This is a genomic window from Burkholderia sp. AU44665 (genome assembly GCF_030504405.1).
Taxonomy (GTDB): Bacteria; Pseudomonadota; Gammaproteobacteria; order Burkholderiales; family Burkholderiaceae; genus Burkholderia; species Burkholderia semiarida.
The window spans coordinates 405833-420923 of record NZ_JAUJRI010000001.1 but is presented as its reverse complement, the minus strand read 5'-3'; the positions used below and the strand labels follow the sequence as shown (position 1 = coordinate 420923).

Genomic DNA, 15091 nt, shown 5'->3' with positions numbered 1-15091 from the left:
GTCATGCTTCCCGTATCAGTCGGACGAGCCCGTCCCGCGCGGTCGCTCGATCCCGTACGCCTCCATCCAGCGATACAGCGTCGCGCGCGACACGCCGAGCTCGCGCGCGGAAGCCGCGACGCGCCCGCGCGTCCGCAGCAACGCGGTTTCGATCGCCTCGCGCTCGATCGACTTGCGGATGTCGGCGACCGACGGCGATGCCGCATCGAGGCAATATTCGAGCTCGAGGTCCTGCGCGGTGATCAGGCGCCCCTCCGTCATCACGACCGCACGGCGCACGCGGTTGATCAGTTCGCGGACATTGCCCGGCCAGTCGTGCTTGTAGAGCGCCGTGATCGCATCCGTCGAGAACCCGCGCACGCGATGGCGCGCATCGCCGCGAAAGCGCTCGAGCATGTGATGCGCGAGCAGCTCGATGTCCTTGCCACGCGCGCGCAGCGGCGGCTGGTCGATGCGCATCACGCACAGCCGGTGGAACAGGTCGGCGCGAAAACGCCCTTCCTCCATCGCATCGCGCAGATCGACGTGCGTCGCCGACACGATCCTGACATCGACCGGCACCGGATCGCTGCCGCCGAGACGATGAATCGAACGCTCCTGCAGAAACCGCAGCAGGCTTGCCTGGCTCTCGTGCGGCAGATCGCCGATTTCGTCGAGCAGCAGCGTGCCGCCGTTCGCGGCTTCGACGTAGCCGATCTTGCGCGCGTTCGCGCCGGTAAACGCGCCGCGCTCATAGCCGAACAGCTCCGATTGCAGCAGATGCGGCGGAATCGCACCGCAGTTGACCGCGACGAACGGGCCGTTGCGCCGCTCCGAATGACGATGGATCGCGACGGCCGTGAGTTCCTTGCCGGTGCCGGTTTCGCCGAACACGAACACGGGTGCGTCGGTGCGCGCGAAACGCCGCACCGTGTCGAACAGCCGCAGCATCGCGCTGCAGGTGCCGACGATGCCCTTTTCCTCCGATTCGAGCTGTTCGCGATCGCGCGCGAACAGGCATTCCATGCCGTACGCATGGCCGACCGTATCGGCGATCCGCTGGTGCGACGCCGGCAACGTGACATAGTCGAAGCAGTAGTCGCGCAACAGCGCGCGCACGTTCGGCGACGCGGTCTGGCCGACGTCCACGAGCGCCACCCAGACGACGTCGCGCATCGACGCGCAGGTCGACGCGATGCTGCCGATCGCATCGGCGTGGCCGCCGCTCAGGTCGAGAATGCCGCAGGTAATTTCGCCCGACGTGTCGCGCAGTTCGTTCGCATGCGCGACCACCGTCACTTTCCAGTCGCGGCGCGACAATTCCTTTCGCAGCATCACGGACGGCGACTGCGTCCAGTAAATCAGCGGACGCTGCCCGTTACCGCTCCCCACGCCGGCGCTCTTATCGCGCGTTATTGGCATATTCATAACGAACCGTCACTTTCCGCACTCCGCGAACCGTTCGCGTGCGCTGCGACCGGCGGCGCATGGCCGCCTTTCCGCGCTGCGCTTGCGCAGCGTTGGCGAAGATCGAAACTGCACACGGCGAACACCCCCGGAGGTCGAGCCGAATGTCATCCGGCCTCGTTGTCATCGAACTCGAACGGAATGCCCGGCTTCGGGAGCCATGACATTCCGGCTTTGAAGCGACCCGCCGTCAGGCGGGGCACGTCGGCAAACGGGGACTCCGTCCGCATGTACGGGGCGTCGTACACGACAGTCGCGCCCGCTGCGGAACCGGACGGCGGCCAAACCGTCGCCGGATTGGCCGCCCCATTTCATCCGCACCCGAATTTACACCCCGTTTCAAGTTGACCTTGTTACCAAAAGATAAACCTGAATCAGGCGGTTACGCTGCCCCGGGTTGCGCGCCATGCGCGTTTGACCACCGAGATTTGATTATCTACGACCATTGCCGTCAATCAGTGGCAAATACTACTTTTCCGCAATATTGATCCTGTCGATTACCGGCGATTTCCGCCGAAATCTCCCAAAAGTACGTGGAACCGTGCTCCACGGACCGCATAATCGCGCCGGCCGCCGCGTAACCGCATCGCGTTGCCCCGGTGTGCCGGCCGCCCGGTCGTTACACGCCGTAATCACCGGCATCCCGCCGCGCGGGCCTTTTCGACGCATTCCCGCCGGGCGACCTGGATTTCAGGACGCCGGCACGCGCGTCGTGCAGTGCAGCACGATGGCCATCGCGACCCGCCAACCCGCACGTCTGGACCGGAAGCCGGCACGCCGGAAGATCACCACGGCGGTGCAAACGCGCGACCGGCAGCGTACCGGCTCAGGCGTGCACGCCGCGCGGGCGCGCGGGATTTCGACGGGACGCGGCGAGAGCGCATCCCCCGGTCGGCACCACGCGATCGACGGCGCCCCCGTGCCCGGCCCGGCCCGACCCGGCCGCATGCGACCACGCCGCCGCGAACGATCGCCGCCATTCCCGGCCCCGCACGCGCAGCGCGTCGTTTGCGTGCGATGTCGGCCGGCCGCGCTTCATTGCCGGCCGCCACGATCAATCAATTATGAAAAAGCACCGGCCCCGACGGTGTGTGCTACCGCACATTGCGACGCTCCCGCGACGCGCGCGTCGCCTCGTATCCCGCGCCGTGCCTGCGAATCCGGAGCGTGAGTGCGCTTTCGAACAGACCGCCACATCGCGCATCAGGATGATGAAGATCGCCGCGCCGCACGGATCGATCGCGTCCGTAGGGTGCGGCGTGCCGAAGGCATCACGCGAGGACAGCATCATGGAATGGCATTGTTGTGAATTCGAACATCTGAGCGCCGTCGATCTCTATGCAATCCTGCGCGCGCGCAACGCCGTGCTGGTGGTCGAGGACGCGCACACGCATCTCGACATCGACGGCAAGGACGCCGGCGCGCTGCACGTCTATGCGAGCATGCGCAACGGCGACGCCACGGAAGTCGTGGCCTACGCCCGCATCCTGCCCGGCGACGACATCGATCCGGACGTCGTGATCGACAAGGTGCTGACGAGCGAAAGCTGTCGGGACGACGACACGCTCGAACGCCTGATCGGACGCGCGCTCACCGCCGCGCAGGCCGCATGGCCGGACACCGCCGTGCGCACGCACGTCCCCGCGCCGCGTCAGGCGTTCTACAAACAGTTCGGATTCCGCAAGGCCTACGGCCCGTATCTCGAACAGGGTGCGCCGTTCGTCGGCCTGGTACGCTCGGCCGACCGTGCGGCCGGCGCGCTGCGTTACCTGCTGTCGCGGGCCGTTTCCGTCTCGCGCAACGACGACGCGCGCGCCGACGGCCGCGCTCGCACCCGGCTGCCCGTCGATACCGGAGCGAACCGATGACCCCCACCCTTCGCCCGGTTCCCGAACCCGATCTGCCGAGCATCCTGCCGGTGATTCTCGCCGGCGGCTCCGGCACGCGGCTGTGGCCGTTGTCGCGCGAGCAGTATCCGAAGCAGCTGATCGAACTGGTTTCGGACGAATCGCCGCTGTCGGCGACGGCACGCCGCCTGAACGGCATCGCGAACGCGTCGCTCGGCGACACGCTGCTCCTCGTATGCGGCGAACAGCATCGCTTCATGAGCGCCGAGCAGGTGCAAGGCCGGTCGGCGCCCGCCCGCATCCTGCTGGAGCCGGTCGCGCGTAACACCGCGCCCGCGCTGACGCTTGCCGCGCTCGACGCGAGCGCGCTCGTGGACGATCCCGTGCTCGCCGTGATGCCGGCCGACCACGTGATCGTCGATGTCGGCGCATTCCAGGACGCGATCGCCCGCGCGGCACGCTATGCGCAGGAAGGCGCGATCGTCACGCTCGGCGTGCTGCCGCGCCGTGCCGAGACGGGTTACGGCTACATCCAGGTGGGCGAGCCGCGCGCGGGCCGCCATGGCAGCGAAGGCGGCTACGCGATCGGGCGTTTCGTCGAAAAACCCGATGCGACGCTCGCCGAACGCTATCTGCAATCGGGCGATTACTGGTGGAACAGCGGGATCTTCGTCACGCGGGCATCGGTCTGGCTGAAGGCGATCGGCGCGCTCGCGCCGGACATCCACGCCGCTTGCGAAAGCGCGTGGCGCGCGGGTGTCGCGGACGATCCGTTTTTCCGGATCGATGCGGCGGCCTTCGACGCGTGCCCGTCGGATTCGATCGACTATGCGGTGATGGAGCGCCTCGCGGAGCACCGCGAGCTCGGCATTGAAGGCATCGTGGTGCCGCTCGCGGCCGGCTGGTCGGACGTCGGCACGTGGGACGCGATCTGGGAAATCATGCCAAAGGACGATCACGGCAACGTCGCGCGCGGCCCGATCGTGTTCGAGGACACGCAGGACAGCTTCGTGCGCTCGGAAGGCCGCCTGATCGCGTGCGTCGGGATGAAGGACGTCGTCGTGATCGAGACGGCCGATGCCGTGCTCGTGGCGAACAAGCACGACGTGCAGCGCGTGAAAAACGTCGTCGCCCGCCTGAAGACCGACCGGCGCCCGCAGGCGAGCGAGCACCGCAAGGTGCAGCGGCCGTGGGGCCATTACGATTCGATCGATTTCGGCGCGCGCTTCCAGGTGAAGCGCATCGTCGTCGAACCCGGCAGGCGGCTGTCGCTGCAGATGCACTATCACCGCGCCGAGCACTGGATCGTCGTGCGCGGCACCGCGAAGGTGACGCGCGGCGCCGAGACGTTCCTGCTGTGCGAGAACGAATCGACGTACATCGCCGTCGGTGAAGTGCATCGACTCGAGAATCCCGGCCGGATTCCGCTCGAAATCATCGAAGTGCAATCGGGCGACTATCTCGGCGAAGACGATATCGTGCGGTTCGATGATCAGTACGGGCGGGCAATCGTCGGCGCCGCTCCGCCGCGCTCGGGGACGACGTCCGCGCAGCCGACGCCGGTCGTACCGCTCTCCGCCGGCGAACCGGGCTGACCGGAGAATGCTGAGGAACGCGACGCCGTGCGACAAGTGCGTGCGAATCGCGTCGGCGCGCGTGCCGCGCACCGCTCGATCAGGGCCTGTTCACCCTAATCCGTGCCGCGCTGCGACCAGCGCGGCCGTCTGACGGATTCGCGCACGCGCGGCAGCAGCGACGTATCCGCGCCGAGCGCGTCGGGCGCATCCGGCGCAGACTGGCGGGCGCGCGCACACGGAACGCTCCTCGACCGATCGTTCGCGGAAGGGTCCGCGGGCGCGCCGGCCGAGCACTCCGGTTCAGGTCCGACCCGCACCGGCAAGCCGCCGATCCCGGACAGCCGATTGTCCGCCAGCCGTATGTCCGACACGTTGCCCCACAACCGAATGCCGTCGAATCTCGCATTCGACACGCGATTGCCGATCACGGTCACCCGCGACACGGAACCGGACCACGTGCTGACCTCGATCGCCGCTTGCTGCGTGAGCGGGCGCGAATCGGTCCGCCCTGTCGCAGTCTGGATATCGGCAATCACGTTGCGCTCGATCCGGACGTCGGACGAGCCGGCTGTGCGGTTGCTGTCCTCCTGCGCGACGAGAATCCCGGCGCTGACCTGCACGTTGCGCACGATGTTGTTCGAAATCGTCACGTCCGCACCGCCGACGACGGTGATGCCACGCCCCCACGGGTTGCCTTCCAGCGAGTTGCCGGTAATCATCACGTTGCGGGTCAGCACGCCCTCCGCCTGGTAACTCACCACGGCGATCATGTCGTCGCCGGTGCCGCGCACGACGTTGCCCTGTACCAGCACGTTGCGCGAGCCGTGCGTCATGTGGATGCCGTCCGCCAGCGTCGACAGTACCTCGTTGCCGACGATCGCGACATCCGCACCGCCGAATACGAAGATGCCGGCACCCGCGCCGCCGTCGACGATGTTGTCGAGCACCTGCACGTCTCGCCCCGTTACCTCGACCTTCGTCGACTCCGGCGTCGTGAGGCGCGTCGTGCCGGTTCCCGTGAGCCGGAACCCGACGAGCGTCGTACCGTCGCCGCGCAGCTCGATCGTCTGGTCGTTCGGCGCGGTGGCGATCAGCGTCGCGCCGAATCCCGACAGGACCACACGCGCCTGCCGTACGACGAGCGAGCGGCCGACGACATAGCGCCCCGGTGCGAATACGAGCCGCTGCCCCGGGCGCAACGCATCGAGCGCGCGCTGCAACGCGTCGCCCTGATCGGCCGCGGCGGGATCCGGACGCACGTATGCGTCCGGTACGGCCGCATGAATCGCGGCCGGTTCGCCCGCGGCGGTTGCGGATACCGCGGGTTCCGACCACGACAGCCCGCCCGCGATGCACATCGCGGCGATCACGCCGCGCGACAGACGTTGCAATTCATGCATGGCGTATCGTTTCCCTGGCAGCTTTTCGCGCGTTGAACCGCACATGTCGACGGCCGACTGCATGGCCCGTCCGCGAGGCCGACGAAAGCGGCGACGCTTCGCCGTTGATTAGATCAGGGGCGCCGATCGGCTTCGGTGCGTCATCAGACCAAGCGCGCAACGTCCGGGCCCGACGATGATGCCGAAGCTCAAGCGGTACGCGTTCGTACCGCCGTATCGCGTCCCGGCCATGACGGGAAGCCGGCAATATGCGCGAACCCCGTCCGCAATGCGACCAGATAGACGGCGATCGGGATCGCGACACCGGCCAGCGTGCCGAGCACGAGGTGGACTGCCAGACCGGTGATGCCGGCGCGCATCAGCACGATCCGTACGGCCGCCATCGCGAAGATGTGGGTCAGGTAGATCGGCATCGATGCGCAACCGATCGCCGCCAGCCATCCCGCGCGTGCGGGCTGCGACGCATACCGATGCGCGAGTTGCAGCGCCAGTGCGATGCCCGAGAACGCGGCGGGAAGCGCCCAGATGCTCGTCGCGCTACCGACGCCGTGAGCGAACACGACCGCGGCGACGAACGCCGTTGCCGTGGCGGCGCATGCGGTCGGCCCGCCATGGCGCGCGAGCCACCGGGGCAATGCCTGCGACGCAAGCACACCCGCCACGAAGAACGGTGCGTTCATCAGCGTGATCGACAGGATGCCCCACTGCGTCGCCGCGCCGAGCGCCAGCCCGAGCACCGCGCATCCGGCGAGCCAGCCGCGCGCCCGCGATGGCATGGGTGCACGCGCGACATCCGGCACGGCCGCCGCGAACGCCCGGATGCCCAGCATGCAGAGCATCAGCGCGTACAGGAACCAGAACTGGGCGAACGGTCGCCAGCCGATCGCCAGCAGGTCGTTCAGCGTAAACGGATGATTGGTGCCGTGCGACGCCATTGCAATCTGCACGGCGCCCTGCGCGATCGACCACAGCAGGTACGGATACACGATCGTCCGGATCTTCGACCACAGGAAGCCATGCGGCGTGCGGCGCAGCGAGCTGCAGACGTGCAGGCCGGACAGGAAGAAGAACAACGGCATGTGGAACGTGTAGATCACGTAGTCGTTCCACGCGAATGCCGTGTCGGCCGCGCCTGCCGGCACGAGGTCGGCGGAAACGGCGCCGCGCAGCACATGCCCGTATACGACGAGAATGATTCCCGCGCCGCGGGCGACATCGAGGTGGGTTTCGCGTGCAGTCATGATGAAGCGGTGGCCGGCCGTCAGGTTCCGCACCGGCCGAGATATCGGATAGTCGTTCACTGTATGGATGGCCGACGCGCGGGACAGTGCGGTGGGGAACAGTGGGTCGTCGTGCCGCCCGGCGGATGTCCTACAGCCCCTCGAATATCTCCTTCATCATCTCGGCGCTTCTGCTCCAGCGATACTTGTCCGCGTGCAGGCGCCCCTTGCGTTTGAGCTCGGCCCTGAGTTCGTCGGAATCGAGCAGGCTCCGCAATTTCCGCGCGATGTCGTCCTGCGAATACGGATCGCAGTACAGCGCCGCGTCCGCACAGACTTCCGGCAGGGCTGCCGATTTGCCGACCACGGCCGGGCATCCGTAGCGCATCGCCTCGAGAGGCGGTATGCCGAAGCCTTCGTAGATCGACGGGTAAAGAAAGCACGCCGCGTTCTGATACAGCGCCTTCAACTGTTCGTCGCTGATATAGCCGACGTACTTGATGTTCGGCTCCGCGGCCGCCGCCATCGGGTCCTGCTTGCCGAACACGGTGGCGTTCTGCATCCCGACGATGACGAGATCGACCGACGGATCGTCGATCTGCCTGAACGCCGCGATCAGCCTGCCGAAGTTCTTGGTGGGATTCATGCTGCTGACCGCGAGCACGAACCGGTTCGGTGTCAGCGCATGCTTGTCGAGCACGCTCGTGTCCGGTTCCAGCGTGTCGAGATGATCCGCGCCGAGCGGCACGACGCTGATCTTCTCCGCGGCAACCCCGCAGTGATGCGCGAGGCGATCCCGCGAGAAATACGAGTTGGTCAGCACGCGGACGGAAGTTCGCGCCAGGATCCAGAACATGATCCGGTACCACACGCGAAACGGGCGCGAGAAATGCGCGGGCGTGTCGAATACCGCCGCGTCGTGCATGTAGATGATCTGGTTGCCGATGAAAATGGATGCCGAATTGCTGAGATTGACGACGCGGCCGCGGCGTGCGAACAACGGGAGCACCAGTTGCTCCCAGACCACGCCCTTGTAAAAGCCGACCTTGACCGTCCTCGCTCCACTCACCTCGATACCGGGCTGCGGAGGCACCAGCACGGTTACCGGATCCTGCGGCTGAAACTTGATCAACGCGGCGATCAGCTCGCGTGCGACGCGTTGCACGCCGGTTGTCTTCTGCGTGGTGAATCGGCCGTTGTATACGAGTTGCCTCGGTTTCTTGAAAGCGCTCATGTCAATAAGGGGATATCGAAATCAGGCTTTGACGTGATCCACGGCAACCGGCTCGAAGTCGCGCGTGGCAACGCGCGGTTCGTCGGGACCCAGTCCGTAAAGCGCATGCCATTGCCGGAAGATCGCGCTCATCGAAAACCGCTGAATCGCGCGCTTTCGCGCGGCTTCGCCCATCTGCTCGCGAAGCCGACGGTCGTCGCGGAGCGTGCTCAGATAGCCAACCATCTCGGCGGGGGTCGACGCGACGTAGCCGGTCACGCCGTGGATCACCACGTCGCGATTGCCGACGACGTTCGTCACCACGGCCGGGATCCCGGCAACCTGCGCTTCGATCAGCGCGACCGGCATCCCCTCCCAGCGGGAGGTCTGGACATAGATGTCCAGTTCCGACGTGAGCGTCAGCGCACGCTCGCGGGTCACCCAGCCGCTGCAGGCGACGGCCTGGCGCCGCGACGAATCGGGAATCTCCGCCACGTTGCCGCCGATCCAGAGAAATTCGACGTCAGCGCCGCGCAGCTCGTCGGCAAGTCGTACGAATGCTTCGTGATTCTTCTGGAACGACGCGCGACCGCTCATCCCGATGACGACCTTGCGATCGTCGCGTGTTCGGCGAGGCGGAATCTCGGCGACGTTCACCCCGTTTTCCACCATGACCGCGGATTTCGCGCGAACTTTGCGGTTGATCTCGCCGAGCTCGCTGCCCGAGCACGCGACAATGGTGCCGCCGATACGCGCCGCGATGCGCTCGAAGCTCAGATACGCGAACTGCTTCATGCGAGACACGTCGCAGCGCAGGAACGACAGACCGTGCGGCGAGTAAAGCACCGTCGCGGTCGGCGCGGCGATCCGGGCGGCGATGCGTCCCAGCACGCCTGCCTTCGACGAGTGCAGATGAACCGCGGTCGGCCCGCAGTCACGCAGGTTCCGGATCAGCGCGCGCAAGCTCCGCAGATCACGCCGGACGTCGACCTCGCGCACCATGTCGACGTAAACGAGCTTCACGTCGGGCCGGAACAGCGTAGCGAAATCGCGCGGGGTTTCCGGCCGGATCGAGTGAAGTACCGTCACGTCGACGCCCGCTGCCGCGGCATGGTTGGCGAGATAGGTCAGCATCGACAGCACGCCGCCGCCAAACGCCTCGGCAATATGAACGATCTTTTCTTTGGTCATCTCTGGATTGGTCGATTCGATCGCACTGTTCGTTGCCCAGCGCGCCGATGAGGCGGCGCATCGTCAAGTCGCGAGCGATCCATACACATCGGAATCCCGATGTATTACGCATTCCTCATTGATGAACACGTGGCCGTCACGGACATTGCTTCGCGTCCGTCATGGCGGGCCTCGCTGCCGCGCCACGCGGCCGCCGATATCCGTCGTTACGCGTTCCTCAACGGTCCGGACCATTGTGCAGCGCATGCCGGACGCACTGGGTGCGATGGCTAACCGAACAGGCGATTCGGCCGGCGCAGCCGCGAGCGCGCGGTGCTCATTGCACGTCGGTGCGTGCGGCGGGCAGCTTGCGCACGCGCGCAAGCGGATTGGACAGGTAGCGGATCGCGCGATTGCTCAGCGCGGACGACGGCAGCAAACATGCGAGCGACAGCACGGTGACCGCTGCCTTCTTGGCAGGACGCCAGAACGGATTGCGCAGCACGGTATGCCAGTAGCGTCCGGATTCGCACAGGAACCAGCGCCAGCGCCGCGCCAACGGCGCGCGATACAGCGTGCTCGCGAAGCGCGCCTTCTCGATCGCGAAGTCGAGCGGGGCGATCGGTAGCGCTTCCTGCAGCCGCGCGCCGGCGAGCGTGCGCAGGATCGACCACCGGCGTTCGGCCTTCAGCGCACCGGTGGCCGCGTCCTCCGAATTGGCGAGCGCAAGGGCCGGGGCGTCGGTTGTGCTTGCATTCGACTGCTGGTGCACGCGATAGCCGCCGAGCGTCGCGTCGATCATGTGGACGGCCCCGAGCAGCGCGATGCCGTAGATCGCGTAGAAATCGGCGCCGTGCAGATTGTCGGCGGTGACGGGTACCGGAAAGATGCGCTTCAGCGCGGCGACGCGATACGCGTTGCCCGATGCAGGCGGCGACGGGTACAGCCAGCCTGCGCGCAACAGGCGGCCGCAATCCGTATCGACCGCGGACTGCGGCACGCTCGCGCCGGTCCGCACGCCATCGTGCGCGATCACGTCGAGCCGGAAATGAACCTTCACGAAATCGCCGGATGCGAACGCGGCGAGCACGCGTGCCGCGGCGTCGGCATAGAGCAGATCGTCCGCGTCGAGCAGGATGACGTAGCGCGACGCGACATGCTCGAGCGCGCGGTTGTACGCGGCTACCTGGCCGCGATTCTCCTGGAACACCGCCGTCACGCGCTCGCCGTACGAGCGAATGATGTCGCGCGAATCGTCGGTCGACCCGTCGTCGACGATCAGCACGCGGACGTCGCGCACGGTCTGCGCGAGCGCCGAGTCGATCGCTTCGCGCAGGTACGCACCATGGTTGAAGTTGCAGATTGCGATGGTCAGGTCGGTCATGTGCGGAAGTCGGACGAGCAGCGCGCGGACAATCCTGGTCATGATACGGATCGCGCGGCCGCGCACAGTTCGCGAGCCTACCGTTCCGGATTTCGCGTCGCGCGTGGAATAGTGCGTCGTCGATGCGGTGCGGGTGCGAGTGGCCATGCCGTCGCGCCGCCGTCCCGCTCGTTGGTGTCGGCGGCGCGCGCCCCGCGTCCGGATACCGCATGCGTGGAGGAAGGTGCCACGCTCGTCAACCGCTTCCCGAACCAATGGAACACGATGATCGGCAGCACGATCGGCAGGAAATTGCGTCCGCTGAACAGATTCGGCGTACGCATGATCTCCATCAACGACACGTAGAGCACCGCGTGCGCGCAGCACCAGAACCCGTTGCCGCTGCGCCAGCCCGCATAGCTGCGGCCGACCATCCAGCCGAGCACGGCCGCGTCGAGCAGCCCGAACCAGCCCCACTCGTAGAAGTGGACGAAGATACCGGAGGGATTGTTGAATTCCGGGTCTGCGTAGCTGTTCAGAAACAGGTTGAAGCTGTCGCTCGAATCGATCCACGGCCGGAACGTCTCGCCGATCACCGGAAAGCGCATCAACCAGTCGAACGTGAACATCGGATGGCCCTGCCCCCAGCCGAGCACGGCAAGCATCCCGGCGCCGTTGTTCAGCGACGTCGAATAGTACAGGCCGAGCCGTTCGAGCGCGAAGTCGAAGATGTTGTCGTAGATGTTGACGTAATAGGCTTCCCACGACCGGTTGTACTCGTTCGCGATAAACAGCGCGAACAACAGCGGGATCGCCGCGTACGGCCCAAGCGTGAGCAGCCGCGCATACCGGCCGTGCAGCCGGAACCGCACGACCATCAGCGCGAGCGGCATCACCATCTCGATCAACGCCAGGCGCTCCGCGAAAAGGAAGCTGCGCAGCACCGTCAGCACCGCGAGCACGGCCATGTAGATCTTGTAGCGGTTCAGGCCTTTCACCGGCGTTCGGAACACGTAGAAATAGAGTGCGACGAACGGCGACGTCGCCTGCGTGAACGAACTCAACCCGGTGACGCGGCCGATCTGCTGGAGCATGTCGTACGCGGTAGCCTGGCCATGCAGGAATTCGAGCAGCAGCGCCGGCCGCGCGATGATCCCGCTCATCATCACGAGATTGCCGAACAGCGCGAGCGCGAACAGGCAATCGAGCACGCACGGCGGCACCTCGACGGGCGTTTCAGCCGGCCCGCGCCGCGTCCGCGCTTCGGTCGTCGCGAGCCACGCCGTCGCCGCCACCACCATCAGGAACAACGCGCCGGCAAATGCGTAGTAACCGTCGAAATAGATTCGTGCGATCGACTTCTGGTCGCCCAGCAGGCTGAGCGACAGCAATCCATACAACGGCAGGATGAACATCGGCACGAGCCGTGCCGGATCCTCCCACCAGTAGCCCGCATAACCGCCCGCGACACCGCGCACGCGCGCCATCCCGCGCGCCGTCGCCGCGCCCGGTCGAGGCCCGGCACCGTCGGCTCTCCGATTCATGACGCGCGTTCCGCCCGCTGCCGCGGTGCGATCATCCCCGTCAACCCTGCCTCGGCCTGATGCGTGTTCGCGCCCGTATAGCCGTAGTCGTACCGTCCCGGCGCGCCCTTGTAGTCGTTCAGGATCACGCCGCGCACATCGATATGCGCGTGCTCGAGCCGCCGCGCGCTTTCGTCGAGCTCCGTCAACGTCGTCACGCCGCTACGCGCGACGAGGAACACGGTGCCCGCGAGGCGGCCGAGCACCAGCGCATCGGCCACCGGCAGCAACGGCGGGCCGTCGAGCACGACCATGTCGTAGCGGGACGCGGCCTGCCCGATCAGTTCGGCGAGCGCGGGTTGCAGCAGCAGCTCGCCCGGATCGGGAACGACATGGCCCATCGCGATGAAATCGAGGCCCGGTGCGACGCCGCGCCTGATTGCCTCGTCGAGCGTGTGAGTGCCCGCCACCACGTCCGCCAGCCCCGGTGCGCGGCTATAGCGGAACCGGTCGTGCAGCGAACCCTTGCGCAGATCGGCATCGATCAACAGGACGCGCCGTTTCGCGGCGCCGACGAGCGATGCGATGTTCGCGGCGACGAACGACTTGCCGACGCCCGTCGTCGGCCCGGAGATCAGCACGACCGGATTCGATGCGGCCGGCATCGACAATTGCAGCGACGCGCGGAAACTGCGCAGGCTTTCGAGCGCGGCGTCCTGCACGTCGACCGGCACCGTCGACATTCGAGGGCCGAGCCGGCCGCGCTTCGACCTCGGTTCCGCGGCCGCCGCGACAGCGCTGTGCGGGACCGTCGCGAACACGGGCAGCCCGGTCGCCCATTCGATTTCCTCCGCGTCGCCGATCGTGCCGACGACGCGCTGCCGGGCGATCACGATCGCCGCGCCCGCCAGCAGGCCGACCATCAGCAAGCCGACCACCGCGACCCCGCGATGCGGCCCGATCGGCTGCTCGGCGACCTTCGCCGTATCGACGATCCGCACCGTGCCCGTCTTGCTGGCGCGCGCGAGGACCATCTGCTGGCGTGTATTGAGCAGGTTCGTGTACAGCGCGGTGTCGACGGCCACGTCGCGCTGCAGTTGCAGCACGCCCTGCTCGACGGTCGGCAGTTGCTGGATCTGCTTGCGGGCCGTGTCGAGCGAGCGCTGCGCATCGGCGAGCTGCGCATCGACGGCCACGATGGCCGGATGCTTCGGCATGAAGCGCGTGAGCAGCTCCTCGCGACGCTGCTGCAGCGTCTGCACGCGCGTCTCGATGTCGACCGACTGTTGACGCAACGCCAGTGCCTCGTCGCTCGTATTGACCGTCCCGTGCGATGCACGGAATGCGTTGAAGCGGTTCTCCGCCGCTTCCAGTTGCGCCTTCAGTTGCGGCAACTGGCCGTCCATGTAACGGATCAGCTTGTCGGCCGCCTCGGATTTGCGTTGCGTGTTCTGCGCGAGGTACGCCTCTCCGATCGCGTTCAGCACACGGCTGTCGTGCACGGGATCGATGCCGTCGAGCGTCACGCCGATCATGTTCGACTGCTTGCCGCGCTCCGAGATCAGCGCGTTCTTCTGCAGCCACGTCGTCGCCTCCTCGTCGCTGTAGCGCGTCAGATCGAAGCGTGCGCCGGGCTGGCCGGCCACGTCGCGCACGAACACGTCGATCGGCCCCTGCGGCGTCTCGATGTGCAGCGGCTGGCCGATGCGGCCCCGCCATACCGGCCCTTTCCGACCGAAGAAGCCCGTGCGCTGCAGCGTGTAGGCGCCGTCGTCGCCGACGGTCAGCGCGAAGCGCTTGCCGAGCAGCCGCTTCGGCACGTCGAAGGTCGGCACGTCGATGCGCTCGGTGCCATACACGTAGCCGCCCGGCAACGGCGACGACAGCCCGTCGGCCGCGTTCACGAGCCGCCAGCCGATCAGCGGCAGGTAATGCGGCCGTGCGTCGAGGGCGAGGTTCGTGCTCTCGATCGCGCGATCGAGCACCGCGCGGGATTTGAGCACCTCGATCTCGGTCGATGCATCGGTCTTCAGATCGAACACCGACGACGGATCGCCGGGCGGCGACGTCTGCTTCGAATCGGTCTGGCTTTGCTCGACCTGGAACAGGATGTCGGAGCGGTAGACGGGGGCCGCGAACAGCGCATACAGGCCGCCCGCGAGCGCGCCGGCGAGCGCCGTGCACGCGATCAGGCGCCGGCCGCCATACAGCATGCTCCAGTAGCGGCGCACCGGATAGGACGGCCGCGGAATGCGCCCGCTGGGCGGCTCAGGCAAGGTCGAAGTGTTCATGCAGCATCAGTCCCGTATGGCGCGACGCACGGTCGCGGTCA

Annotated in this window: 10 protein-coding genes; 2 read left to right on the top strand and 8 right to left on the bottom strand. The window is 66.8% G+C overall.

What is annotated here, in order from left to right:
• Positions 1 to 15: 15 nt before the first annotated feature.
• Positions 16 to 1407, bottom strand: coding sequence for a sigma-54 dependent transcriptional regulator (locus QZM15_RS01860; RefSeq protein WP_059574633.1), 1392 nt, complete (start codon positions 1405 to 1407; stop codon positions 16 to 18).
• Between the two features lie 1328 nt (positions 1408 to 2735).
• Here QZM15_RS01860 and QZM15_RS01855 point away from each other — a divergent pair.
• Both QZM15_RS01855 and QZM15_RS01850 read left to right on the top strand, forming a co-directional pair.
• A complete protein-coding gene (locus QZM15_RS01855; protein WP_060311721.1) occupies positions 2736 to 3314 on the top strand; it encodes a hypothetical protein in 579 nt (192 codons plus the stop codon).
• Positions 3311 to 4888, top strand: a complete 1578-nt coding sequence (locus QZM15_RS01850) for a mannose-1-phosphate guanylyltransferase/mannose-6-phosphate isomerase (RefSeq protein ID WP_226289048.1) — start codon at positions 3311 to 3313, stop codon at positions 4886 to 4888. The genes QZM15_RS01855 and QZM15_RS01850 overlap by 4 nt, the downstream gene beginning before the upstream one ends.
• Positions 4889 to 4983: 95 nt before the next feature.
• Here QZM15_RS01850 and QZM15_RS01845 read toward each other — a convergent pair whose 3' ends face one another.
• The 7 genes from QZM15_RS01845 to QZM15_RS01815 form a co-directional block, all read right to left on the bottom strand.
• Positions 4984 to 6270, bottom strand: coding sequence for a nitrous oxide reductase family maturation protein NosD (locus tag QZM15_RS01845; RefSeq protein WP_302105667.1), 1287 nt, complete (start codon positions 6268 to 6270; stop codon positions 4984 to 4986).
• A 188-nt stretch (positions 6271 to 6458) separates the two neighbouring features.
• The gene (locus QZM15_RS01840) at positions 6459 to 7511 is read right to left on the bottom strand and encodes an acyltransferase family protein (protein WP_302105666.1); all 1053 of its coding nucleotides are present in this window, start codon (positions 7509 to 7511) and stop codon (positions 6459 to 6461) included.
• 130 nt (positions 7512 to 7641) lie between these two features.
• Positions 7642 to 8724 (bottom strand): glycosyltransferase family 1 protein, encoded by a 1083-nt coding sequence (locus QZM15_RS01835; protein ID WP_060311063.1) that lies wholly within the window; start codon positions 8722 to 8724, stop codon positions 7642 to 7644.
• Positions 8725 to 8745: 21 nt separating this feature from the next.
• Positions 8746 to 9894, bottom strand: a complete 1149-nt coding sequence (locus QZM15_RS01830) for a glycosyltransferase (RefSeq protein WP_302105665.1) — start codon at positions 9892 to 9894, stop codon at positions 8746 to 8748.
• Between the two features lie 316 nt (positions 9895 to 10210).
• Positions 10211 to 11257: a glycosyltransferase family 2 protein gene (locus tag QZM15_RS01825; RefSeq protein ID WP_302105978.1), complete on the bottom strand. Its 1047-nt coding sequence runs from the start codon at positions 11255 to 11257 to the stop codon at positions 10211 to 10213.
• Positions 11258 to 11334: 77 nt separating this feature from the next.
• Positions 11335 to 12780, bottom strand: coding sequence for an oligosaccharide repeat unit polymerase (locus QZM15_RS01820; RefSeq protein ID WP_302105664.1), 1446 nt, complete (start codon positions 12778 to 12780; stop codon positions 11335 to 11337).
• A complete protein-coding gene (locus tag QZM15_RS01815) occupies positions 12777 to 15050 on the bottom strand; it encodes a polysaccharide biosynthesis tyrosine autokinase (protein WP_302105663.1) in 2274 nt (757 codons plus the stop codon). Before QZM15_RS01815 ends, QZM15_RS01820 begins: the two co-directional genes overlap by 4 nt.
• Between the last annotated feature and the right edge of the window lie 41 nt (positions 15051 to 15091).